The organism is Azospirillum sp. HJ39 (genome assembly GCF_041507355.1).
Classification (GTDB): domain Bacteria; phylum Pseudomonadota; class Alphaproteobacteria; order Azospirillales; family Azospirillaceae; genus Azospirillum; species Azospirillum thiophilum.
In genome coordinates, this window is record NZ_CP167913.1 from 292,335 (window position 1) to 314,268 (window position 21,934).

Annotated in this window: 21 protein-coding genes; 6 read left to right on the forward strand and 15 right to left on the reverse strand. The window is 69.4% G+C overall.

Annotated elements, in window-relative coordinates; genetic code table 11:
- Nucleotides 1–47: 47 nt before the first annotated feature.
- The 8 genes from pcaG to ABMY26_RS32775 form a co-directional block, all read right to left on the reverse strand.
- Nucleotides 48–605, reverse strand: coding sequence for a protocatechuate 3,4-dioxygenase subunit alpha (gene pcaG / locus ABMY26_RS32740; protein WP_372400365.1), 558 nt, complete (start codon nt 603–605; stop codon nt 48–50).
- Between the two features lie 5 nt (nt 606–610).
- A complete protein-coding gene (gene pcaH / locus ABMY26_RS32745) occupies nt 611–1,333 on the reverse strand; it encodes a protocatechuate 3,4-dioxygenase subunit beta (RefSeq protein ID WP_372400366.1) in 723 nt (240 codons plus the stop codon).
- 25 nt (nt 1,334–1,358) lie between these two features.
- Complete coding sequence (locus ABMY26_RS32750; RefSeq protein ID WP_372400367.1) at nt 1,359–2,744, reverse strand: 3-carboxy-cis,cis-muconate cycloisomerase; 1,386 nt, start codon at nt 2,742–2,744, stop codon at nt 1,359–1,361.
- A 5-nt stretch (nt 2,745–2,749) separates the two neighbouring features.
- A complete protein-coding gene (pcaC, locus tag ABMY26_RS32755; protein WP_372400514.1) occupies nt 2,750–3,160 on the reverse strand; it encodes a 4-carboxymuconolactone decarboxylase in 411 nt (136 codons plus the stop codon).
- Nucleotides 3,161–3,165: 5 nt separating this feature from the next.
- Entirely contained in the window at nt 3,166–3,966 is an 801-nt protein-coding gene (pcaD, locus tag ABMY26_RS32760) for a 3-oxoadipate enol-lactonase (protein ID WP_372400368.1), read from the reverse strand.
- A gap of 170 nt (nt 3,967–4,136) precedes the next feature.
- Nucleotides 4,137–5,336 carry a 3-oxoadipyl-CoA thiolase gene (pcaF, locus tag ABMY26_RS32765; protein WP_372400369.1) on the reverse strand — a complete coding sequence of 400 codons (1,200 nt, stop codon included), beginning with the start codon at nt 5,334–5,336 and terminating at the stop codon, nt 4,137–4,139.
- Between the two features lie 4 nt (nt 5,337–5,340).
- Nucleotides 5,341–6,171, reverse strand: coding sequence for a CoA-transferase subunit beta (locus ABMY26_RS32770; RefSeq protein WP_372400370.1), 831 nt, complete (start codon nt 6,169–6,171; stop codon nt 5,341–5,343).
- Nucleotides 6,171–7,031: a CoA transferase subunit A gene (locus tag ABMY26_RS32775; protein WP_372400371.1), complete on the reverse strand. Its 861-nt coding sequence runs from the start codon at nt 7,029–7,031 to the stop codon at nt 6,171–6,173. Before ABMY26_RS32775 ends, ABMY26_RS32770 begins: the two co-directional genes overlap by 1 nt.
- A 341-nt stretch (nt 7,032–7,372) precedes the next feature.
- Between ABMY26_RS32775 and ABMY26_RS32780 the strand changes: the two genes are divergently transcribed.
- The 5 genes from ABMY26_RS32780 to ABMY26_RS32800 are packed head-to-tail and all read left to right on the forward strand — an operon-like array spanning nt 7,373 to nt 12,035.
- A complete protein-coding gene (locus ABMY26_RS32780; RefSeq protein ID WP_372400372.1) occupies nt 7,373–8,557 on the forward strand; it encodes an ABC transporter substrate-binding protein in 1,185 nt (394 codons plus the stop codon).
- 50 nt (nt 8,558–8,607) lie between these two features.
- Nucleotides 8,608–9,477, forward strand: a complete 870-nt coding sequence (locus ABMY26_RS32785) for a branched-chain amino acid ABC transporter permease (protein WP_045583640.1) — start codon at nt 8,608–8,610, stop codon at nt 9,475–9,477.
- Nucleotides 9,474–10,544: a branched-chain amino acid ABC transporter permease gene (locus tag ABMY26_RS32790; protein WP_372400373.1), complete on the forward strand. Its 1,071-nt coding sequence runs from the start codon at nt 9,474–9,476 to the stop codon at nt 10,542–10,544. The genes ABMY26_RS32785 and ABMY26_RS32790 overlap by 4 nt, the downstream gene beginning before the upstream one ends.
- Nucleotides 10,541–11,332 carry an ABC transporter ATP-binding protein gene (locus ABMY26_RS32795; RefSeq protein ID WP_372400374.1) on the forward strand — a complete coding sequence of 264 codons (792 nt, stop codon included), beginning with the start codon at nt 10,541–10,543 and terminating at the stop codon, nt 11,330–11,332. The genes ABMY26_RS32790 and ABMY26_RS32795 overlap by 4 nt, the downstream gene beginning before the upstream one ends.
- Entirely contained in the window at nt 11,322–12,035 is a 714-nt protein-coding gene (locus ABMY26_RS32800; RefSeq protein ID WP_372400375.1) for an ABC transporter ATP-binding protein, read from the forward strand. The genes ABMY26_RS32795 and ABMY26_RS32800 overlap by 11 nt, the downstream gene beginning before the upstream one ends.
- Nucleotides 12,036–12,041: 6 nt before the next feature.
- Here ABMY26_RS32800 and ABMY26_RS32805 read toward each other — a convergent pair whose 3' ends face one another.
- The 7 genes from ABMY26_RS32805 to ABMY26_RS32835 all read right to left on the reverse strand — a co-directional run bounded on the left by ABMY26_RS32805 (nt 12,042) and on the right by ABMY26_RS32835 (nt 20,936).
- Nucleotides 12,042–13,088, reverse strand: a complete 1,047-nt coding sequence (locus ABMY26_RS32805; RefSeq protein WP_372400376.1) for an amino acid ABC transporter substrate-binding protein — start codon at nt 13,086–13,088, stop codon at nt 12,042–12,044.
- Between the two features lie 129 nt (nt 13,089–13,217).
- On the reverse strand, nt 13,218–15,440 hold the full coding sequence (locus tag ABMY26_RS32810; RefSeq protein ID WP_372400377.1) for a methyl-accepting chemotaxis protein: 2,223 nt from the start codon (nt 15,438–15,440) through the stop codon (nt 13,218–13,220).
- A gap of 395 nt (nt 15,441–15,835) precedes the next feature.
- The gene (locus tag ABMY26_RS32815; RefSeq protein ID WP_372400378.1) at nt 15,836–16,543 is read right to left on the reverse strand and encodes a response regulator; all 708 of its coding nucleotides are present in this window, start codon (nt 16,541–16,543) and stop codon (nt 15,836–15,838) included.
- A gap of 52 nt (nt 16,544–16,595) precedes the next feature.
- Nucleotides 16,596–17,339, reverse strand: a complete 744-nt coding sequence (locus ABMY26_RS32820) for an amino acid ABC transporter ATP-binding protein (protein WP_372400379.1) — start codon at nt 17,337–17,339, stop codon at nt 16,596–16,598.
- A gap of 34 nt (nt 17,340–17,373) precedes the next feature.
- Nucleotides 17,374–18,552, reverse strand: coding sequence for an amino acid ABC transporter permease (locus tag ABMY26_RS32825; protein ID WP_372400380.1), 1,179 nt, complete (start codon nt 18,550–18,552; stop codon nt 17,374–17,376).
- Nucleotides 18,549–19,706 carry an amino acid ABC transporter permease gene (locus ABMY26_RS32830; RefSeq protein WP_372400381.1) on the reverse strand — a complete coding sequence of 386 codons (1,158 nt, stop codon included), beginning with the start codon at nt 19,704–19,706 and terminating at the stop codon, nt 18,549–18,551. Before ABMY26_RS32830 ends, ABMY26_RS32825 begins: the two co-directional genes overlap by 4 nt.
- A 159-nt stretch (nt 19,707–19,865) precedes the next feature.
- Nucleotides 19,866–20,936 carry an amino acid ABC transporter substrate-binding protein gene (locus ABMY26_RS32835; RefSeq protein ID WP_372400382.1) on the reverse strand — a complete coding sequence of 357 codons (1,071 nt, stop codon included), beginning with the start codon at nt 20,934–20,936 and terminating at the stop codon, nt 19,866–19,868.
- Between the two features lie 268 nt (nt 20,937–21,204).
- Here ABMY26_RS32835 and ABMY26_RS32840 point away from each other — a divergent pair, with 268 nt between their 5' ends.
- Entirely contained in the window at nt 21,205–21,900 is a 696-nt protein-coding gene (locus tag ABMY26_RS32840; protein WP_372400383.1) for a hypothetical protein, read from the forward strand.
- The last annotated feature ends 34 nt before the right edge of the window (nt 21,901–21,934 follow it).

Below are 21,934 nucleotides of genomic sequence, written 5' to 3' on the forward strand. Positions count from 1 at the left end.
GGGGCGAGGGCCGCTGCGGCTGCTCCCCTCCCGTCGTGCCTCCGGCTTCAGCAGTCGAAGAACACCGTCTCCCGGTCGCCCTGGAGGCGGATGTCGAAGCGGTAGACCACGCCGCCCGGCGTCTCGGCGCGTTGGGCGATCAGGGTATCGCGGCGGTCGTCCGGCACGGTCGCCAGCACCGGATCCTCCGCATTGGCCGCCGCCTCGTCGGAGAAGTGCAGGCGGGTGAAGGCGTGGCTCAGCATGCCGCGGGCGAACACCGTCACCGCGACATGCGGGGCGTGGCCGTCGCCGTGGGGGCCCGGCTTCACGGTGTCGAAGAAGTAACGCCCCGCATCGTCGGTGCCGCAGCGGCCGAAGCCGGCGGCGCCGGGAGCATGCTTGCCGTCGGCGCCGGCCTGCCAGATCTCGACCACGCAGTCGCGGATCGGCGTGCCCTCGCCGTCGGTGACGATGCCTTCGATGCGGATGTGTTCGCCGGCCGTGTCGTGCGTCGCCAGCCGGTTGGTCGCCAGCGGGCGGCGGCCGTAGAGTTCCGGGGTCCAGGCATAGGCGAAATAGGGGCCGACGGTCTGGGACGGGGTCTGTTTCAGCGTCTGGGTCATCGGTCTCAGCCCTCCATCGGCGTGGCTTGGCGTCCGCGCAGGACGATGTCGAACTCGTAGCCGAGCGCCCACACCGGCTCGGTCACGTCGATGGAGAAGCGCGAGACCAGCAGCTCGCGCGCACCCTCCGGCACGCCGTTGTAGATGGGATCGAGCGGCAGCAGCGGATCGCCCGGGAAATACATCTGGGTGACCAGCCGGGTCAGGAAGGACGGCCCGAACAGCGAGAAATGGATGTGGGCCGGGCGCCAGGCATTGTGGTGGTTGCCCCAGGGATAGGCGCCGGGCTTGATCGTGGTGAAGCGGTAGCGCCCCTCGGCGTCGGTGATGCAGCGGCCGGCCCCGAAGAAATTGGGGTCGAGCGGCGCATCGTGCTGGTCCCAGCGGTGGACGTAGCGGCCGCAGGCGTTGGCCTGCCAGATCTCCAGCAGGGTATGCGGCACCGGCCGGCCGTTCTCGTCGAGCACGCGGCCGGTGACGATCATGCGCTCGCCGACCGGCTCGCCGTTGACCCGGCCGTTCTTCGTCAGGTCGTTGTCCAGCGCATCGACGCTGTCATGACCGAAGACCGGGCCGGTCCGCACCGACAGGCACTGCTTCATCGGGATCAGCGGTTTGCGCGGCGAGCGCAGCACCGTCGATTTGTAGAGCGGCGACAGGTAGGGCGGATGCTGCGCCCAGTCGCGGGGGCTGAAGTCGCCCTCTGCCTCTCGAACGGCCGTATCCATCTTGAGGTTCCCTCCTTGGGAGCGGTCAGCTTTGCCGACCTTGTGTTTGCCTGTGGTTGTCCAGTACGCGGTCGATGAAATGACCGGCCGAGCCGGTGTAGCGCAGCGGGTCGAACAGGCGGTCTAGCCCGTCCATGCCCAGCGCCTGCACCACCTCCGCATCCTCCGCCAGCACGTCGCGCAGGGGGCGGGCGGAGGAGGATGCGCGGCGGCTGGCGTCGGCGATGCGGGAATGGGCGGCCAGCCGGCCCATCCGCTCGCCGAGCGCCATGGCGACCGCCTCGGCCAGGATCAGGCCGCGGGTCAGGTCCAGGTTGGCGCGCATGCGCTCCGCATCCACCGTCAGGCCGGCGACCGTCCCGCGGGCATGGCAGGCAGCCCCGGCGACGAGGCGGCAGAGGTCGGGCAGCGCCTGCCATTCGGCGTGCCAGCCGCCCAGCCCGCGCTCATGCTCCTGCACCTGGGCGGCCAGCAATCCGCCGACCAGCGCCGGGGCGCGGATGGCGCAGGACAGCAGCACGGCGCAGGACACCGGGTTGCGCTTGTGCGGCATGGTGGAGGAGCCGCCGCGGCCGGGAGCGGCGGGCTCGAAGGCTTCGCCCACCTCCATCTGCATCATCAGCGAAATGTCGCGGCCCAGCGTTCCCAGCGTGCCGGCGAGGATGCCGAGCGCGGCGGCGGGTTCGGCGATGCGGTCGCGGCTGGCATGCCAGGGCAGGGCCGGCAGGGGGAGGGCCAGGTCCCTGGCCAGCGCCTCGGCCACCGCCGGGCCGGCCTCGCCCAAGGCCGCGAGCGTTCCGGCGGCTCCGCCGAACTGCAGGGCCAGCCGGCTGCGCGCCGCCGCCAGCCGCTGCCGGTCGCGGCCGAGCGCGTCGAGCCAAGCCGCCGCCTTCAGCCCGAAGGTGGTGGGCAGCGCATGCTGCAGCCAGGTGCGGGCGACCATCGGGGTGGCGCGGTGGCGGTCGGCGAGATCGGCCAGCCCGTCGGCCAGTGCCGCCAGATCGGCGTCCAGCCCGTCGAGGAAGCGGCGAAGCTGCAGCATCAGGCCGCTGTCCATCGCGTCCTGGCTGGTGGCGCCCCAATGGACGAAACGCGATGCCTCCTCGTCGGCGGCCTTCACCATGGCGGTCAGATGCCTGACCAGCGGGATGGCGGTGTTGCCGGCAAGCGCGGCCTCCGCCCCCAGCGCGTCAGGGTCGTAGAGACCGGCCCGGCAGGCCGCCTCGATGGCCGGGACGGCGCCGGCCGGGATCACCCCGGCGGACGCCTCCGCCCGTGCCAATGCCGCCTCGAAATCCAGCATGCCCTGCAGCCTTGCCGCGGGCGAGAAGGCGTCGGCCGCCGCGTCGGTGGTGAAGAGCGGGTCGAGCAAAGGGTCTGCGTGGTGGATGTCGGGGCGGAGGTCGGCCATGACGGTCAGCCCTTCCGCGCCGCTTCGGCCGCGTCCTCGTCGTCCATCTCGGCATAGACGGCACGGGCCAGCGCGATGGCGTGGTTTCCGGCGGGGATGCCGGCATAGACCGCGGCCTGCATCAGGATTTCCTTCACCTCGTCGCGGGTGACGCCGGTGTTGCGGGTGGCGCGGATGTGCAGCTTCAGCTCGCCATCCTTGCCGAGCGCCGCCAGCATGGCGATGGTCAGCATGCTGCGGGTCCGGATGTCCAGCCCCGGCCGGGTCCAGATCTGGCCCCAGGCGGTCTTGGTGATGAACTCCTGGAAATCGGCGTCGAAGCCGGTGGCGCGCTCCAGCGAGCGGTCGACATGGGCGTCGCCCAGCACCTTGCGGCGCACCGCCATGCCGCGGTCGTGGAGATCCTTGTCGGGCATGTCGGTCATTGAAGATCCTTCAGGAAGCCGTCGATCAATGCCGCCAGCTCCGCCGGCTTCTCGACGCCGGGGATATGGGCGGCGCCGGGCAGCAGTTCGAGCCGGGCGCCGGGGATGCGGGCTGCCAGCTCCCGGGCGAGGTCGGGCGGGGTCGCCACATCCTCCTCGCCGCAGATCACCAGGGTCGGGGCTTCGATGCCGGCATTGTCGGCGCGCAGGTCGGCGTCGCGGATCGCCATGGCGCAGCCGACATAGCCGTCCTCGGGGATGCGGGCGACCATGGCGGTGTAGCCGCGGATCTGGTCGGGGCGGCTGTCGCGGAAACCGGCGGTGAACCAGCGCGCCATCACGCCCTCGGCGATGGCGGACATGCCGCGGGCGCGGATGGCGGCGATGCGGTCGGTCCAGACCGACGGCGGGCCGATCTGCCCGGCGGTGTCGCACAACACCAGCCCATGGACGCGGTCCGCCGCCTTGGCGGCGAGGCGCTGGGCCATCATGCCGCCGATCGACAGGCCGCAGACATGGGCGCGCGCTATGCCGAGCGCGTCCATGAGACCGGCGGCGTCGTCGGCCAGCATGTCCATGTTGTAGCCGGCTTCCCCGGTGACCGGCGTCGCCTGGGTCAGGCCATGGCCGCGCATGTCGTAGCGCAGGATGCGGTAGCGCTGCGACAGGTGGGGAACCACGGCGTCCCAGATGTGGAAGCTGGTGCCGATGGAGTTGGCGAACAGCAGCACCGGCGCATCGGCCGGGCCGGTCAGGTCGTAATGCTGGGTGATGCCGGCGGCTTCGATGAAGGGCATGGGGACTCCACCTTCGGTGGTTGCGATGCATGGGCGTCGGCTGACGGTGCCCCCACCCTAACCCTCCCCCGCTGGGCGGGGGAGGGGACAAGTGCCTGTTCGGGAAAGCGGCGGCAGTCCCTCCCCCACCCAGTGGGGGAGGATAGGTGGGGGGCTGGCTTTCTGGCGCTTCATACCCGCTCGATCATCACCGCGATGCCCTGGCCGACGCCGATGCACATGGTGCACAGCGCGGTCCGGCCGCCGGATCGTTCGAGCTGGTTGACCGCTGTGGTCGCCAGACGGGCGCCGCTCATGCCCAGCGGGTGGCCGAGCGCGATGGCGCCGCCATTCGGGTTCACATGGGCGGCATCGTCGGGCAGGCCAAGCTCGCGCAGCACGGCCAGCGCCTGGGAGGCGAAGGCCTCGTTCAGCTCGATCAGGTCGATGGCGGCGATGGTCAGGCCGAGCCGCTCCAGCAGCTTGCGGGTGGCGGGCGCCGGGCCGATGCCCATGACGCGTGGCGGAACGCCGGCGGTGGCGCCGCCGACGATGCGGGCGCGCGGCGTCAGGCCGAAGCGCGTCACCGCCGCCTCGGACGCCACCAGCAGGGCGGCGGCGCCGTCATTGACCCCCGACGCGTTGCCTGCCGTCACCGTGCCGCCGGGGCGGACGATGGGTTTCAGGGCCGACAGCGCCTCCAGCGTCGTGGCGCGGGGATGCTCGTCGGTGCTCATCACCGTCTCGCCCTTGCGGGTCTTGATGGTGACGGGGACGATCTCGCGCGCCATGCTGCCGTCGGCAATCGCGCGGGCGGCGCGGTCCTGGCTGCGCAGCGCAAAGGAATCCTGGTCGGCGCGGGAGATGCCCCAGTCGTCGGCGACATTCTCCGCCGTCTCCGGCATCGAATCGACACCGTGGAGCGCCTTCATCGCCGGGTTGACGAAGCGCCAGCCGATGGTGGTGTCGAACATCTCGGCGGACCGCGAGAAGGCGCTGTCGGCCTTGCCCATGACGAAGGGGGCGCGGCTCATGCTCTCGACCCCGCCGGCGATCATCAACTCGGCCTCGCCCGCCTTGATCGCCCGGGCGGCGGTGGCGAGCGCGTCGAGGCCGGAGCCGCACAGCCGGTTCATCGTCGTGCCCGGCACCGTGTCGGGCAGGCCAGCCAGCAGCGCCGCCATGCGGGCGACGTTGCGGTTGTCCTCGCCGGCCTGGTTGGCGCAGCCATAGATGACATCGTCGACCGCGGCCCAGTCGACCGAGGGGTTGCGCGCCATCAGCGCGCGGATCGGCACGGCACCGAGATCGTCGGCGCGCACCGGCGACAGGGCGCCGGCATAGCGGCCGATGGGAGTGCGGACGGCGTCGCAGATGTAGGCGTCACGCATGGCCTTATCCTTCCCCGCCGGTTTGCCCCTGGGAGATGCCGTGGGCGGCGGCGGTGCGGGCCTGGAGGCCGCGCAGCGCCGTCAGCGTTCCGGCCTCCGGGATCGCGGTGGTCTTCAGGTCGGGCGAGATTTTCAGGTCCCAGCCGGTGGCCGCCTTCACCTGCTCCACCGTCACGCCGGGATGGATGCCGGTCAGGGTCAGTTCCCTGGTCACCGGGTCGGGGGTGAGGATGCCGAGGTCGGTGATGACCGCGGTCGGCCCGGCGCCGGGAATGCCGGCGCGGGCGCGGGCGTCACCGCCGTCGAGATGGCCGGCGGAGGTGACGAAGGGCAGCTTGGCGACGAAGGCCTTCGGGCTCTGCTTCAGGACGATGAAGACCTCCTTGGCCTGGGAGGCGATCTCCGGCGCGCCGCCGGCACCGGGCAGCCGCACCTTCGGTGCGTCGTACGGGCCGATGACGGTGGTGTTGATGTTGGCGAAGCGGTCGACCTGGGCGGCGCCGAGGAAGCCGACGTCGATCCGCCCGCCCTGCAGCCAGTAGCGGAAGATCTCCGGCGTGCCGACCACGGTGTCGGCGGTCTCCGCCAGCTCGCCGTCGCCGATCGACAGCGGCAGCACCGTCGGCTTGGCGCCGATGGGGCCGGATTCATAGATCAGCACGACGTCCGGCGCATGGGTCAGCCGCGCGAGGTTGGCGGCGGTCGACGGCAGGCCGATGCCGACGAAGCAGACGGTGCCGTTCTTCAGCAGGCGGCTGGCCGCCACCGTCATGATCTCGGTCGCGGTGAAGCCGGCGGTTTCGGCGGTGGTCTCGGTGGTGGTTTCGGCGCTCATCACGCGGCCTCCTTCATGCTTTCGGCCAGCACGCGGCGGAAGCCGGCGAAATCGTCGGTGTCCAGGACATGCCGCTGCATCCAGGACCGGAAGGTCTCGCGCGAGCGGGCGATGGGATCCCACGCCTTGTAGAAGCGGTTGTCGCGCTCCGAATAGCCTTGCGCATAGGACGGATAGGCGCCGCCGGGAACGTGACAGACGGCGGACAATGCCCAGCCCGGCAGCACGCAGGCGTTCGGCGGCGCCTCCAGATCGTCGACGATCTCCTCGACCGTGACGATGGAGCGTTTGGCGGCCAGCACGGCCTCCTTCTGGACGCCGAGGATTCCCCACAGCAGCACGTTGCCGCGGCGGTCGGCCTTCTGGGCGTGGATCACCGTCACGTCGGGGCGGACCGCCGGGATGGCGGCCAGCTTCTCCCCGGTGAAGGGGCATTCGACGAAGCGGATGTTGGGATTGACCTTCGGCAGGTCGGACCCGGTGTAGCCGCGCAGCAGCGCGAAGGGCAGGTTGGAGGCGCCGGCGACATAGGCGTTGGCCATGCCGGCGTGGCTGTGCTCCTCGATCTCCAGGCGCTGCGGCCAGCCCTGTTCGACCGCGTCGCGGAAACGGTGGAGCGAGCCGACGCCGGGATTGCCGCCCCAGGAGAAGACCAGCTTCGCGGCACAGCCCATGCCGATCAGCTGGTCGTAGATCAGGTCGGGGGTCATGCGGACCAGCGTAAGGCCGCGGCGGCCCTGGCGGACGATCTCATGCCCGGCGGCATGGGGAATCAGGTGGGTGAACCCTTCCAGGGCGACGGTGTCGCCATCGCGCACGAGGCTCGCCACCGCCTCGCGCAAGGGCGTGATATGCGCCATATGACCTCCCGAATGTGCGAAAATCGCACAAATATCCGTCTTTACGCACAGAGTGAGCGGCGACGCCCGGCGCTGTCAAGGGCGAATAAGCCAATAGTTGTGCGATATACGCCCATATTGCGGTGCAATATGAGGAAAATCCGGTGATGGAGATGAGAGGGAGGGATTAATATGTTTTGAATCAACATATTAAATCCAAGCCAGCAAATGGGCGTTTATCGCCCTGTATTTCTAATATCGCACTTGACGGTTCGTTCGCCCCTCAGTACGCTGGGCGGAACAGTCGACGACCGGGGCTGCGCGTTCCGGCATCCATAATATGGTCACATGTGGGAGGAACGATGACGAGGACTCTGCGCACTGCGCTGCTGGGTGCGGCATTCGGTCTGGCGCTGGCGGCCGGTCCTGCCGGTGCCGCCACCATCAAGGTCGGCGTCGTGGCGCCCTTCTCCGGGCCGTTCGCCCTGGTCGGCAAGACCTTCAAGGAGGCGATCGAGGTCTATCAGGCCGAACATGGCAAGACCGTCGGCAACGACACGGTCGAGTTCATCTACAAGGATCTCGACCAGGCCAACCCGGCACAAAGCAAGGCACTGTCGCAGGAGCTGATCGTCAAGGAGAAGGTGTCCTTCCTCGCCGGCTATTTCTTCACGCCCGACGCGCTGGCGGTCGCCCCGCTGATCGACGAGGCGAACATCCCCTGCGTGATCTTCAACGCCGCGACCTCCGCCATTACGGAAAAGTCGCCGCGCTATGTCCGCACCTCCTTCACCCTGTGGCAGAACACCGTGCCGCTGGCCGAATACATGGCCAGGCAGGGGATCAGGAAGGCGGTGTCGGCGGTCAGCGACTACGGCCCCGGCATCGACGGCGAGACCGCCTTCAGGACCACCTTCGAGAAGCATGGCGGCACGGTGGTCGACACCATCCGCATGCCGCTGAAGTCCAACGACTTCGCCCCCTTCATGCAGCGCATCAAGGATTCGGGCGCCGAGGCCGTCTATGCCTTCCTGCCGGCCGGGCCGACCACGCTGGGCTTCGCCAAGTCGTTCAACGACACCGGGCTGAAGGCGGCCGGGATCAAGTTCTTCGGCCCCGGCGACATCACCCAGGAGCCGGACCTGCCGACGCTGGGCGACGCGGCTCTGGGCATCACCACCACCTTCAACTACAGCCGCGCCCATGATTCGGCGATGAACAAGGCGTTCATCGCCAAGCACAAGGAGCTGTTCGGGTCGAGCGACAGCGTCACCTTCACCTCGGTCGGCGCCTATGACGGCACCCATGTCATCTACCAGATGATCAGGAATTCCGGCGGCAAGATCGACGGCGCGAAGGCGGTGGAGTCGGTGAAGGGCATGAGCTGGGAAAGCCCGCGCGGTCCCCTGACCATCGACCCGGTCAGCCGCCACGTCACCCAGACGATCTATCTGCGCACCGTTGAGAAGGTCGGCGACGCCTTCGAGAATGTCGAGAAGGCCGCCTTCGAGAAGCAGCCCGACTACGGGTACAAAGTCGGGAAGTGAGGGGGGAGCCGTAAGGCAGCTACCGTTAACGGGCCGGACGGACGCACATCATGGAAACCATGTTCGGGATCGCCGTCGACGGTGTCGCCTACGGCATGATCCTCTTCATCATCTCCGTCGGCCTGTCGGTGACGCTGGGGCTGATGCGGGTGGTCAATCTGGCGCACGGCGCCTTCGCCATGGTCGGCGGCTATGTCGCCTCCTATGCGGCGCAGGTCGCCGGGCTGCCCTATGCGGCGGCGCTGGTGGTGGCGGTGGCGCTGACGGTGCTGGCGACGCTGCCGCTGGAACGGCTGCTGTACCGCCGCATCTACGGCTCCGCCAACGAGCTGGCCCAGGTGCTGCTGACCATCGGCCTGACCTTCGTCATCGTCGCCGGCATCAACTACCTGTTCGGTCCGACCTTGAAGCGCATCCCGTTGCCGGAGCTGTTGCAGGGCACCGTCTCGCTCGGGCCGAAGGCGATCCCGACGCACCGTGCCTTCGTCATCGCGGCCGGCGCGCTGACGCTGGTCGGGCTGTGGTGGCTGCTGGAGCGCACCGACTTCGGCATCCGGCTGCGCGCCGCGGTGGACGATCCGGCGATGGCGGCGGCGCTCGGCATCCGCACCGAACGGCTCTATCTGGCGACCTTCGCGCTCGGCACCGGGCTGGCGGCGCTGGGCGGGGTGCTGGGGGCGGAACTGCTGCCGCTGGAGCCCTATTACGCCATCCGCTACATCGTGCTGTTCCTGGCGGTGGTGGCGGTCGGCGGGGCGGGCAGCATCTTCGGCTCGGCCGCGGCGGCGCTGGCACTGGGCATCGTCGATACCGCCGGCAAATACCTGATCCCGAATTTCGGCGAGTTCTTCTTCTACGCCGCCCTGATCCTGATCCTGTTCCGCTGGCCCCACGGCTTCTTCAAAGGGAGGACGGCATGACGAGCGTCGCCGAGCGGACCGGCCCCCAGAGCGACACCCGGAGCGACAGCATGACCCGACGCATCCCGCCGGCCGGGCGCCGCATCCTGGATTGGGTCGGCATCCCGCTGGTCGCCGCCGCCGGGCTGGCCGCCTACTGGGTTTTCCCGGAGGATCTGGGGCTGTTGACCCGCATCGCCGCGGCGGCGCTGTTCGTGCTGTCGCTCGACCTCGTGCTCGGTTATGGCGGCATCGCCACGCTGGGGCAGGCGGCGATGTTCGGCACCGGCGCCTATGCCGCGGGCATCGCCGCGGTCAACTGGATGAACGATCCCTTCGCCCTGCTGGCGGTCGGCGGCGTCGCCGGCGGGCTGGTCGCGCTGGCGACCGGCGCCCTGATCCTGCATGCCCGCGGCCTGACCCTGCTGATGCTGACCATCGCCGTCGGGCAGATCGTGCAGGAGGTCGCCAACAAGGCGCGCGACTGGACCGGCGGCAGCGACGGCCTGTCGGGCATCGACCCGGCGCCGGTGCTGGGGATGTTCCGCTTCGACATGTTCGGCCGCACCTCCTACCTGTTCGCGCTGGCGGTGCTGGTGGTCGGGCTGATGGTGGCGCGGCGGATCGTGCGTTCGCCCTTCGGGCTGGCCTGCCGCGGCGTGAAGGAGGATCCGCTGCGGATTTCCGCGATCGGCGGCTCGCCCAAGGCCTATCTGGTGGCACTCTATGCGGTGGCCGGGGTCTTCGCCGGGGTGGCCGGGGCGCTGACCGCGGTGACCAGCGGCATCGTCGGGCTGGACAGCGCCGGCTTCTCCTGGTCGGCGGAAGCGCTGGTGATGCTGGTGCTGGGCGGCACCGGGCGGCTCTACGGCGCGGTGATCGGCACCGCCGCCTTCATGGGAATCCATCACATCCTGGCGGCCAGCGACCCCTTCCACTGGATGGCCTTCATCGGCCTGTTCCTGATCGGCATCGTCCTGTTCCTGCCCGGCGGCATCGTGTCGGTTGGAGAGCGGCTGACCGTCCTGCTGCGCCCGCGCGCAGGGGCATCCGATGACGGAGAATCGGTCAAAGGAGATCCGCGATGAGCGCGACCGCTCCCGGTATCGGCGTGATCGGCGAGACCAAGCTGCTGGAGGTCGAGGGGCTGAGCAAGAATTTCGGCGGCCTCCAGGTGTCGTCCGACATCTCCATGACGCTGAAGGCGGGCGACCGCTGCGCCCTGATCGGGCCGAACGGCGCCGGCAAGACCACCTTCGTCAACCTCGTCACCGGGGTGATCCCGCCCAGCGCCGGCACTGTCCGGCTCGACGGCCGCGACGTGACCGGGCTGGCGGCGGCGGAGCGGGTGCGGCTCGGCCTGATCCGCAGCTTCCAGGTGGCGCGGCTGTTCAAGTCGATGACGGTGCGCGAGCATCTGGAACTGGCCGTCCTCCAGCGCGACCGCCGCACCTTCCGGCTGTTCGCCAGCGTCGCCAGGATGGCCGGGCTGGCCGACGAGGTGGCGGAACTGCTGGACAGCATGGGGCTGGCCCCCGTGGCGCACATCGCGGTCGGTTCGCTGGCCTATGGGCAGCAGCGGCTGCTGGAGATCGCGCTGGCGCTCGCCATGAAGCCCAAGGTGCTGATCCTGGACGAGCCGGCGGCCGGCGTGCCCCATTCGGAAAGCCAGCGCATCCTCGACGCCATCGACCGGCTGCCCAAGGATCTGGCGGTGCTGATGATCGAGCACGACATGGATCTGGTCTTCCGGTTCGCGACGACCATCGTCGTGCTGGCGCAGGGGCGGCTCCTGTGCAGCGGCACCGCGAGCGAGATCGTCGCCGACCCGCGCGTGCGCGAGGTCTATCTGGGGAGCCGTGCCAATGCACACTGAGTCCGCCGGAGCCCTGGAGGTCGCCGGCCTGAAGGCCGGCTACGGCAAGACGCTGATTCTCGACGGCATCTCGTTCGGCGTGCCGGCGGGCGGGCGCATCGCGCTGCTCGGCCGCAACGGGGTGGGCAAGACGACGACGCTGGCGACGCTGGTCGGCCAGACCACCCGCCATGGCGGCAGCATCCGGCTGGACGGGGTGGAACTCGGCGGGATGAACAGCTCGGCGCGGGCGGCGGCGGGGCTCGGCTATGTGCCGCAGACGCGCGACATCTTCAAATCGCTGACGGTCGAGGAGAACCTCGTCACCGGGCTGAAGGGGCGTCCGCGCTCGGCGCTGGAGGAGGCGTACGAGCTGTTCCCCCGGCTGGGCGAGCGGCGGCGCAACGGCGGCGGCGAGCTGTCGGGCGGCGAGCAGCAGATGCTGTCGGTCGCCCGCGCGCTGCTGGGCAAGCCGACGGTGCTGCTGCTGGACGAGCCGCTGGAAGGGCTGGCGCCGGTCATCTGCGACATGCTGATGGCGGCGCTGTCGCGGCTCGACATGACCATCGTCCTGGTCGAGCAGCAGGTCGACCGGGCGCTGGAGTTCGCCGACCGGGTGGTCTTCCTCGACCGCGGCCGGGTGGTGCATGCCGGCCCGGCCCAGCAGGCGAAGACGGATTCGGCGCTGCTGGAACGGCATCTGGGCGTGGCGCTCGCGGCGTAAACGGGCTCACCGGAACGGCGGCGAATAGAGCAGGCCGCCCTGGGTCCAGGGCCTGTTCATCCCGCGGTCCATGCCGTAGGGGACGCCGAGGTTGCGGTCGAAGATCTCGCCGTAATTCCCGACCTGGGCCAGCGCCTGCAAGGCCCAGTCGTCGGGCAGCCCAAGCGTGCGGGCGGCGCTGCCGGCATGGCCGAGCATGCGGTGAAGCTCCGGATCGTCGGGAATCCGGCCGGCCTGGACATCGGCGGCGGTCACGCCCCTGGCGTCGGCCAGGATGATGGCGTGGAGGACCCAGCGGGTGATGTCGTACCAGTTGCGGTCGCCGCGCGCGATGTAGGGGGTCAGCGGCTCGCGCGAGATCACGTCGGGATAGATGTGGATGCCCATGCCGGCCTGACGGTAGCCGGCCAGCGAGGTGATCAGCACCGTGCGGTCGGTGGTCAGCAGGTCGCATTCATGGGCGAGGAAGGCCTGCAGCGCCTCGTCCAGCGTCTGGAAGGTGCGGATCGTCCAGGGCAGGTCCGATTTCCGGATATGGTCCTCGAGGTTCAGGACGGTCGTGGTCGCCGTCTTCACGCAGACGGTGCGCGGCCCCAGCCGGTCCAGCGGCGGCGGCGGGCCCTCGCTCTCGATGGCGAAGCCCTGCCCGTCATGCAGCAGCGGCATCAGGAATTCGACGTCGTAGGAGATGTCGCGGCTGAAGGTCCAGGTCGTGGTGGTCAGCGCCACGTCGACCTCGTGCTTTTCCACCGCGGAATATTCCTGCGGCTTCTCGGGCAGGCGGACGACGCGGATCGCCTGGGCGTTGCCGAGCGTCGCCGCGGCGAAGACCCGGCAAACATCGACCAGGAAGCCGTCCAGATGCCCCTGCGGGTCGGAGAATGAGATGCCGCTGACCCCGCTGCGCAGCCCGCAGACCAGGACGCCGCGGTTGTGGATGCGCTCCAGCGTCTCGCCGTCGGCGGCCCGGGCCTGGGTGGCGGTGAGAGCGGCGGTGAAGGCGAGGGCGGCCGCCATCAGAGACGCCGCCATCAGCCGCGTCGCAGCCGGCACGGCGCCGAACCGCCGGAGTCCCCCCACCAGATCCATAACCGCCGCCCCCGTGCTCCGGTCCGCCTTCTCCGGTCGGCCGTCTCCGATCCGCCGTCTCCGATCCGCCGGCAACCGGCGGGCGGGCCGGGATCAGGCCGCCTGCTGGGCGCGCAGCGTGCCGAGCAGACTATGCAGCGAAGCGGCTTCCTCGGCCAGCGTGTTCGCCGTCAGGGTGAGCGAACCGGCGATGTCGCCGGTGCGGGCCGCCTGGGCGCTCACCCCCTCGATCAGCGCCGCCACCTCGCCGGTGTTGCCGGCGATCACGCCGACCCGGCTGCGGATGTCGGTGGAGGATTCGGTCTGGCGTGCCACCGCCTCGCCGATCAGGTCCTGCACCTCGTTGATCCGCTCGACCGAGCCGGAGATGCGGGCGAAGGTGCCGACGGTGTTCTGGATGCTGCCGTTGATGGCGCTGACCGAACTGGCGATCTGCACCGTGGCGTTGGCGGTCTCCTCGGCCAGCTTCTTCACCTCCGCCGCGACGACGGCGAAGCCGCGCCCCGCCTCGCCGGCCACCGCCGCCTCGATGGTGGCGTTCAGCGCCAGCAGCTTGGTCTGGTGGGCGATGCTGGTGATGACGTCGACGATGCGGCGGATCTGGTCGGTGTTCTCGCCCAGCTGGTCGACCACGCCTCGGGCGGCGGTCAGCTCGCCCAGCGTGGAGCCGACCACGCCGGCCGCCTCGTTGGCGAGGCTGGAAACGGTGCCGATGGTGTCCATCAGCGTTTCCGCGCTGCCGTTGCAGGTGGTGGCGTTGCGGTTGCTCTCGGCGACGAAGTTGCCGGCGGTGACCGTGCTGTCGATGGTGCCCGCCGACTGCTGGCGCAGCGCGTCGGCAAGCTCGCGCAGCTGGCCCGACTGGGTGGCGACGCCGGACGCCACCTGATGCACGTCCTCCATCAGCTGGCGGGACAAGGCGGCCGAGCGCACCTGGTCGGTCACGTCGGTCCAGGACAGCGTCTTGCCCAGCACGTTGCCCTGGTCGTCGTACACGGTGTCGACATGGGCCTCCACCGTCGTCTCGTCGACGGTCAGGGTGCGGCGCGGGATCGGCGGGCGGGCGGGGTCGGCGCATTCGGCGGCGAACTCCGGCCCCTGGCCCAGCAGGTCGGGACCGGCCGGGTCGATGCCGTGCGCCTCGCAGAAGGCACGGGCGGCCGGGTTGATGAAGCCGACATGGATCGCCTGCCCATCGGTGCGCAGCAGTGCCGTCGGCACCGGGCTGGAATCGACCATGCGCTTCATCAGCAGCACCTGCTCGACGCTGCCGCGCAGCCGGCGCAGGGAGGCCGCCATCACCGACAGTTCGTCGCGGCCGGTGCGCGGCACCTCGATCGACAGGTCGCCGGCGGCGATCTGCTCCATGGCGCGGGCGAACTTGCGCAGGTTGGCGAAGACGGCGACGCGCAGCAGCAGCGCCGCGGCGATGGCGACGGCGAGCGCGAAGGCGGCGACCATCTTGAGGGCGTCGTTGCGCAGTTCCTCCGTCGCGTCGACGAAATCGGCGACGTCGCGCGAGATCTCCGCCGTCGCCCAGGGCAGGCCGCCGTCGCCGCCCAGCGCGACGGTGGTGGTGGACAGCTGCGCATGGGCCGACGGCTCGCCGCCCTTGGATTCGAACAGCAGCCCGCCCTTGGCGTCGGTGACGCGGATGTCGGCGTCCAGCACGGCGCCCAGGGTGGACAGGGCGGGGAGGGGATCGGTCACCACCTCCAGGAAGCCCAGCACGCGGAAGCCGCCGATCGGGACGATCATGCTGTAGAGCGGGCGTCCCTGGCCGTCGCGCCACAGCAGGCTGGCGGGGCGGCGCTTGTCGGCGATGTCGCGGGACTTCAGCGTCTCGAACAGCGGGGCCACGGTGGCGACGCTGTCCGCCTCGCCGCCGGTGCCGGCCACCCGGTTCATCTCGGCGTCGAACACGGCGATCGACACCAGCCTCACCTCGCGGTCGACGACGACGGGGCGCGTGTTGATGTTCTTCAGCGCCAGCGTGGTCTTGGCGAAATCCTTCTGGTTGATGCTGTCGACCAGGAAGGAATCGCGGCTCCATTCGTTGGCGTGGCCCTGGAGCCATTCCGTGTAGTTCTTGCGGATGCGGTCGTTGGCCAGCACCCGCAGCGTCGCCGCCGCGCTGCTGTTGAAGGTGGTCAGGGCGAAGTCGGTGTAGCGGTGCGAGACCCAGGCCTGGCTGGCGATCAGCGCCGCCACCAGCACGCCCACCACCGACACCATGGCCCGCCGCAGCGTCCAGAAGCGGTAGCGGGCGCCGGTGTCGTCCAAAGTCCTGCCGGATACCGTCGCGATTGCCTTCATGCCCAAACCCCCCGCCGCCACAGCACGGTTTCACGGATTGCAACACGCACATGATCGCTGGTCCCTTTGAACGGTTTAGCGTCAAATTGTGAACAGATCATGTTTTTTCGTTTGCATTTGAGACAAGTGGGGCGCTCTCCGGCAGAAGAGGGGGCTATATTCCCGCCGAAAGCCGGACCTATGACTTTCCATGGGTCGACTGGGAAAAGAAGAAAAGCAACCGGATGTGGTGGGTTGACTTCAAAGAAGGCCGTTTGCCTCGCCGGATGCATAAAAATAAGGCCACGGAAGCCGGCGAAAATATTTCGCGGCGTCCGTGGCCCAGGTTGCCGAGCGCGTGGCCGCCGCGAGACTGTAGCGACGGGGGAGTTTGCTCGGGGTCGGTGTGGAGGCGGTCAGCCGTCCTGCGTGACGTCGCCGGCGAAGAGGTATCCGGTGCCATGCACGGTCACGATCAGCCGCGGGTCGGCGGGATCGCTCTCGATCAGGCGGCGCAGCCGGCGGACCAGGCTGTCGATGGTGCGGTCGGTGGCGTCGGTCTTGCGCCGGGTCGTCGCCGTCAGCAGATAGTCGCGGTTCATCACCCGGCCGGGGTTGCAGACGAAGGTCGACAAGAGCTCGAACTCGGCCCCGGTCAGCCGCACCGGCTGTCCCTGCGGGTCGGTCAGCCGCATGCGGTCGAGCCACAGCGTCCAGCCGGCGAACAGGCGGCGGCGGTCGTCGCGGCGGTCGCCCGGCGCCCGCAGCCGGCGCAGCAGGTTCCGCACCCGGGCCAGGATCTCGCGCGGCTCGAAGGGCTTCGCGATATAGTCGTCGGCCCCCATCTCAAGCCCGATGATGCGGTCCAGCTTCTCCGCCCGGCTGCTGACCAGGATGATGCCGATCTCCGAGCCCGCGCGCAGTTCGCGGGTCAGGGTCAGCCCGTCCTGGCGCGGCAGCCTGATGTCGAGCAGCAGGAGGTCCACCGTGGCCACGGCCAGCAGTTCCTTCAGCTCCTCCGCGCTGCGGGCAAGCAGGACGTCGAAGCCCTCGTCCGTCAGGTAGGACTTCAGCGTCTCCCGCGTCACCGCGTCGTCGTCGGTGATGGCAATGGTCGCCGGCATGGTCCTCTTGTCCGCTTCCGCCTGCTCGCCGTCCGCCGTGCCGTTTTCCGGATCAATGTTCCAGAATCTGGCCGAGGAACTGGCGGGTGCGCTCGCTTTTCGGGTTCTCGAAGAAGTCGGCCGGCGACCCGCTCTCGATGATCGAGCCTTCGGCCATGAAGACAATAGAGTCGGCGACCTGCCGGGCGAAGCCCATTTCGTGGGTGACGCAGACCATGGTCATGCCCTCGCCCGCCAGCTCGGTCATGACGTCCAGCACCTCCTTGACCATCTCGGGGTCGAGCGCCGAGGTCGGCTCGTCGAACAGCATGATTTCGGGCCGCATGCACAGCGCGCGGGCGATGGCGACGCGCTGCTGCTGGCCGCCGGACAGCTGGCCGGGGAACTTGTGCGCCTGGTCGGGGATGCGCACCCGCTTCAGGTACATCATGGCGATCTCCTCGATCTCGGACTTCGCCATGCCGCGCACCCAGATGGGGGCCAGCGTCAGGTTCTGCAGCACGGTCAGGTGCGGGAACAGGTTGAAGTTCTGGAACACCATGCCGACCTTGCGGCGGATCTTCTCCACCGCCTTCACGTCGTCGGTCAGCTCGATGCCGTCGACGACGATGTGGCCGGTCTGGTGCGCCTCGAGCCGGTTGATGCAGCGGATCATCGTCGACTTGCCCGACCCGGAGGGTCCGCAGACGACGACCTTCTCGCCCTTCTTGATGGTCAGGCTGACGTCGCGCAGCGCGTGGTAGCTGTTGTACCACTTGCCGACCTTGCGGAGTTCGATGATGGCGGTCTCGGTCATTGGTCGTTCTCCAAGAGGCTCTCCGGCGGGCCGGTCAGCGGCTGGTGTAGCGGTTGGCCAGACGCTCCAGCCACTGGCTGTAGCGCGACATGCTGAAGCAGAAGATCCAGAACATCAGCCCGGCGAAGATGTAGACCTCGGCGAAGTAGGGACGCCATTCCGGGTCGGTCGTCGCCACGGTGGCGGCGGTCAGCAGGTCGTACAGGCCGACGATGGTGACCAGCGAGGTGTCCTTGAAGGCGCTGATGAACTGGTTGACGATGGGCGGGATGACGATGCGCAGCGCCTGGGGCAGGACGATCAGCGCCGTCTTCTGCCAATAGGACAGGCCGAGCGCGTCGGCGGCCTCGTACTGGCCCCGGGGGATCGCCTGCAGGCCGCCGCGCACCGCCTCGGCCAGATAGGCCGCGGTGAACAGGGTCATGCCGGCCAGCGCGCGCAGCAGCTTGTCCACCGTGACGCCTTCCGGCAGGAACAGCGGGAACATCACCGACGCCATGAACAGCACGCTGACCAGCGGCACGCCGCGCATCGTCTCGATGAAGCCGACGCAGACGGTGCGGATGGCCGGCAGCGACGACTGGCGGCCCAGCGCCAGCAGGATCGACAGCGGGAAGGCGAGCGCGATGGAGAAGACCGACAGCATCAGCGTGATCGGCAGGCCGCCCCACCGGTCGTTGGCGACATAGGAGAGGCCGAGGACGCCGCCCCACATCAGCACGCCCATGCCGACCAGCGTCAGCGCCCAGGCGCCGGCCAGCCAGGGCCGCCAGAAGGCGCGCACGCCGCTGGCGCCCAGCATCGCCACGAACAGGGCGCAGGCCAGGAAGGGGCGCCACTGCTCGTCATAGGGATAGGTCCCGAAGAAGATCAGCCGGTGCTTGACCGCGATCACCGTCCAGCAGGCGCCGGCCGCCTCGCGGCAGGCCTCCGACGACGCGCCGGTCCAGCTGGCGTTCAGCAGCAGCCAGCTTGCCGCCGGCGGAACCACCAGCCACAGCAGGGCAAGGCAGGCGAGGGTCAGGGCCGTGTTCAGCGGCGTGTTGAACAGGTTGTCCTTCGCCCAGCCGAAGGGCTTCAGCGCCGTCATGCCGTTGGCTTGCGGCGGGACGGAAGCCTGGGACGGCTCCTCCTCGTAGGAGGCGGCCCAGTGGGCGGGCGGGATGGCGACGGTGGGAATGGGGGCCTGGTCGGCGGGGGAGTGCTTGCTCATCGGGTCACCAGAGCCACGCGGCGGTTGTACCAGTTCATGAAGCCGGAGATGCCGAGGCTGATGATGAGATAGACCACCATCATCATCGCCACCGCCTCCACCACCTGTCCGGTCTGGTTGGCCGAGGTGTTGGAGACGCTGACCAGGTCCGGATAGCCGATGGCGACGGCCAGCGAGCTGTTCTTGGTCAGGTTCAGGTACTGGCTGGTCAGCGGCGGCACGATGACGCGCAGCGCCTGCGGCAGGATGACGAGGCGCAGGATGTGACCCGGCGACAGGCCCAGCGCCAGCCCGGCCTCGGTCTGGCCGTGCGGCACGGCGAGGATGCCGGAGCGCACGATCTCGGCGATGAAGCCGGCGGTGTAGACCGACAGGCCGATCAGCAGCGCGGTGAATTCCGGGGTGATCGCCCCTCCGCCCTCGAAGTTGAAGCCGGCCAGCACCGGCACGTCGAAGGCCAGCGGCGCGCCGGTGGCGATGAACATCGCGGCCGGCGGCAGGAGCAGCGCGGCGATGGCTGCCGGCAGGGTGGGGAAGGGCTTGCCGGTGGCTTCGCGGTGGCGGCGGCCGTAGCGGACGATGCCGATGGCGGCGGCGATGCCGGCCAGCAGCGCAAGCAGGACCCAGCCATGGCCGGCATGCTCCGCCAGCACCGGGAACTTCATGCCGCGGTTGCTGAGGAAGACGTGCGGCAGCACCTCCATCGCTTCGCGCGGGCTGGGCAGCCGGTTCATGACGGTGTACCAGACCACCAGCTGCAGCAGCAGCGGCACGTTGCGGATCGTCTCGACATACAGGGTGGCGAAGCGGTTCACCATCCAGTTGGACGACAGCCGCGCGATGCCGATCAGGACGCCCAGCACGGTCGCCAGCACCACGCCCGCGGCCGAGACCGACAGCGTGTTCAGCAGGCCGACGACCAGCGCCTTCAGATAGGTGTCGGACGCGGAATAGGAGAGCAGGCTCTCGCCGATCTCGAAGCCGGCCTCACGGCCGAGGAAGCCCAGGCCGGTGGCGACGCCGCGGTTGGCGAGGTTGGTCAGGGTGTTGGAGACGAGGTACCAGGCGACGGCAAGGATGCCGGCCAGGAACAGCCCCTGGTACAGCCACCCCCGCACGCGCGCGGAGTTCAGCGCCTGGATCAGGTTGGACATGGTGTTGCTCCGTGCGGGGGAGTGAGGCGTTGCGGACACTTGCCCCCACCCCGACCCTCCCCCGCTTCGCGGGGGAGGGAGTCTGTCGCGAAGCGGCGGCAGTCCCCTCTCCCACCGAAGGTGGGGGAGGGTTAGGGAGGGGGCATCCGCGGCAGGCGCTTACTTCATCGGCGGGGCGTACATCAGGCCGCCTTCGGTGTAGAGGGCGTTCTGGCCGCGCGGCATCTTCAGCTTGGAGCCGGCGCCGACGTTGCGCTCATAGCTCTGGGCGTAGTTGCCGACCTGCTTGACGATGTTGAAGGCCCAGTTCTCCTCCACGCCCAGCGCCTTGCCGTTGCCGGCGGTGACGCCCAGCAGACGCTTCACGTCCGGGTCGGGGGAGGTCATGGCGGCGTCGACGGTCTCGGAGGTCAGGCCCTTCTCCTCCGCCTGCACCATAGCGTAGAAGGCCCAGGTGACCAGGTTCATCCATTCCTCGTCGCCCTGGCGCACGGCCGGGGACAGCGGCTCCTTGGAGATCAGCTCGGGCAGGATGACGTAGTCGTTGGGATTCTGGACCTCGGCGGCGCGGATGGCGGCCAGCTGGGAGGCGTCGGAGGTCAGGGCGTCGCAGCGGCCGGCGAAGAAGGCCTTGTTCAGCTCCTCGTTCTTCTCGATGACGACCGGCTTGAAGGTCATCTTGTTGGCGCGGAAATAGTCCGACACGTTCTGTTCGGTCGTGGTGCCGGGCAGCACGCAGACGGTGGCGCCGTTCAGCTGCTTGGCGCTCTTCAGCCCCAGCTTGGACGACACCATGAAGCCCTGGCCGTCGTAATAGTTGGTCGGCGTGAAGTTCAGGCCGTTGGCGGTGTCGCGGGTCAGGGTGCGGGTGGTGTTGCGGGCCAGCAGGTCGATCTCGCCGGACTGGAGCGCCGGCAGGCGCTGCTGCGCCGACAGCGGGGTGTACTTCACCTTCTCCGCATCGCCGAACATGGCGGCGGCGACCGCGCGGCAGACGTCGACGTCGAGGCCCGACCATTTGCCCTTGTCGTCGGGCGAGGAGAAGCCGTAGAGGCCCAGGTTGACGCCGCACTGGACGTAGCCCTTCTGCTTCACGCCGTCGAAGGTGGCGCCGGCCTGGGCGGTGCCGGAGACGGCGCCGGACAGGGCGATGGCGGAAACGGACAAGGTGGCCGCGATGGCGAGCGTGTGCAGACGGGTCTTCACGGGGCGTGGCTCCTTCAGCCTCATTCATTCCGGGCTCGCCTGCCGCCCGGAGCGTGACCCCGGCGGCAGGCGCACCCCGACAATCGCCCGCCGGCTTGAACAAAGTGCCCCCCCGGCTTGAACGGGAATGGGCGAGTTGTGAACAGCTTTGGACGATCCTTCACCGGGGCCGGCGGGCTGCCGGCGGTCCCGCCGTCCTGTCTCCCGGGTCTTTTCCATCGCCAGAACCCGAACTATCTGTGATCCTGCCGGTTGCGGCGGGGGACCGGCAGGCGACGAGGGGAGGGATCCGATGGCGACGTTGAAGGAGTTCGAGGAGGCGCTGAAGGCGGCGGGCAACACGGCCGCGCTGGAAATCCTGGACTCGTTGCGGGCGCGCGACCGCAGCCAGCGTTCCATCCGTCCGGCGCGGCGGCTGACCGGGCGCAAGATGACGCCCGAACTGGCCGTCGAAATCCTGCATCTGCACGAAACCACCAGCATGACCCAGCAGGAGATCGCCTTCCAGCTCGGCGTCAACCAGGGCCGGGTGAACGAGGTCATCAAGCGCCGCAAATGGCTGGACGCCGACACGAGCGCACCGGAAGCCCAGGCCCGCGACAAGGCCAAGGAGCGCGCCAAGGACGGCGTGGGCTTCACGCCGGGCCGCCCGGCGAAGAAGAAGAAGGCCGGCAAGCCGGAACCGGTGGCCGCTGCTCCGGAACCTGCCGCACCGGAACCTGCTGCACATGAGCCGGTCGCGCCGGAGCCGGTCGCGCCGGAGCCCGTCGCGCCGGAACCCGTCGTGCCGGAGCCCGTCGCACCGGAACCCGTCGTGGAGCCTTCGTCCCCCTCTCCACCCGAATCGCTGCCGGAACTTCCCATGCCCATGGCCGCCGAACAACCGGTGAAAACGCCCGGAAAGGCGAAGCCCGCGGCCCGCAGGCCGGCCAAAGCGGCAAAGACGGATGAACCGCCGGCTCAGCTGCCGTTCAAGGGCCTGTTCTAGGGCTCCGGGTCTGGCGGCACTGCCCGGCGCACCC

What these genes read in the sequence shown, in the direction of transcription:
- ABMY26_RS32825 (WP_372400380.1), bottom strand. Translation starts at nt 18,552, where the DNA reads ATGAGCAAGCACTCCCCCGCCGACCAGGCCCCCATTCCCACCGTCGCC.
- ABMY26_RS32785 (WP_045583640.1), top strand. Translation starts at nt 8,608, where the DNA reads ATGGAAACCATGTTCGGGATCGCCGTCGACGGTGTCGCCTACGGCATG.
- ABMY26_RS32780 (WP_372400372.1), top strand. Translation starts at nt 7,373, where the DNA reads ATGACGAGGACTCTGCGCACTGCGCTGCTGGGTGCGGCATTCGGTCTG.
- ABMY26_RS32750 (WP_372400367.1), bottom strand. Translation starts at nt 2,744, where the DNA reads ATGGCCGACCTCCGCCCCGACATCCACCACGCAGACCCTTTGCTCGAC.
- pcaG (WP_372400365.1), bottom strand. Translation starts at nt 605, where the DNA reads ATGACCCAGACGCTGAAACAGACCCCGTCCCAGACCGTCGGCCCCTAT.
- pcaD (WP_372400368.1), bottom strand. Translation starts at nt 3,966, where the DNA reads ATGCCCTTCATCGAAGCCGCCGGCATCACCCAGCATTACGACCTGACC.
- pcaC (WP_372400514.1), bottom strand. Translation starts at nt 3,160, where the DNA reads ATGCCCGACAAGGATCTCCACGACCGCGGCATGGCGGTGCGCCGCAAG.
- ABMY26_RS32775 (WP_372400371.1), bottom strand. Translation starts at nt 7,031, where the DNA reads ATGGCGCATATCACGCCCTTGCGCGAGGCGGTGGCGAGCCTCGTGCGC.
- ABMY26_RS32795 (WP_372400374.1), top strand. Translation starts at nt 10,541, where the DNA reads ATGAGCGCGACCGCTCCCGGTATCGGCGTGATCGGCGAGACCAAGCTG.
- ABMY26_RS32800 (WP_372400375.1), top strand. Translation starts at nt 11,322, where the DNA reads ATGCACACTGAGTCCGCCGGAGCCCTGGAGGTCGCCGGCCTGAAGGCC.
- ABMY26_RS32835 (WP_372400382.1), bottom strand. Translation starts at nt 20,936, where the DNA reads ATGAGGCTGAAGGAGCCACGCCCCGTGAAGACCCGTCTGCACACGCTC.
- pcaH (WP_372400366.1), bottom strand. Translation starts at nt 1,333, where the DNA reads ATGGATACGGCCGTTCGAGAGGCAGAGGGCGACTTCAGCCCCCGCGAC.
- ABMY26_RS32830 (WP_372400381.1), bottom strand. Translation starts at nt 19,706, where the DNA reads ATGTCCAACCTGATCCAGGCGCTGAACTCCGCGCGCGTGCGGGGGTGG.
- ABMY26_RS32820 (WP_372400379.1), bottom strand. Translation starts at nt 17,339, where the DNA reads ATGACCGAGACCGCCATCATCGAACTCCGCAAGGTCGGCAAGTGGTAC.
- ABMY26_RS32815 (WP_372400378.1), bottom strand. Translation starts at nt 16,543, where the DNA reads ATGCCGGCGACCATTGCCATCACCGACGACGACGCGGTGACGCGGGAG.
- ABMY26_RS32790 (WP_372400373.1), top strand. Translation starts at nt 9,474, where the DNA reads ATGACGAGCGTCGCCGAGCGGACCGGCCCCCAGAGCGACACCCGGAGC.
- ABMY26_RS32840 (WP_372400383.1), top strand. Translation starts at nt 21,205, where the DNA reads ATGGCGACGTTGAAGGAGTTCGAGGAGGCGCTGAAGGCGGCGGGCAAC.
- ABMY26_RS32810 (WP_372400377.1), bottom strand. Translation starts at nt 15,440, where the DNA reads ATGAAGGCAATCGCGACGGTATCCGGCAGGACTTTGGACGACACCGGC.
- pcaF (WP_372400369.1), bottom strand. Translation starts at nt 5,336, where the DNA reads ATGCGTGACGCCTACATCTGCGACGCCGTCCGCACTCCCATCGGCCGC.
- ABMY26_RS32770 (WP_372400370.1), bottom strand. Translation starts at nt 6,171, where the DNA reads ATGAGCGCCGAAACCACCACCGAGACCACCGCCGAAACCGCCGGCTTC.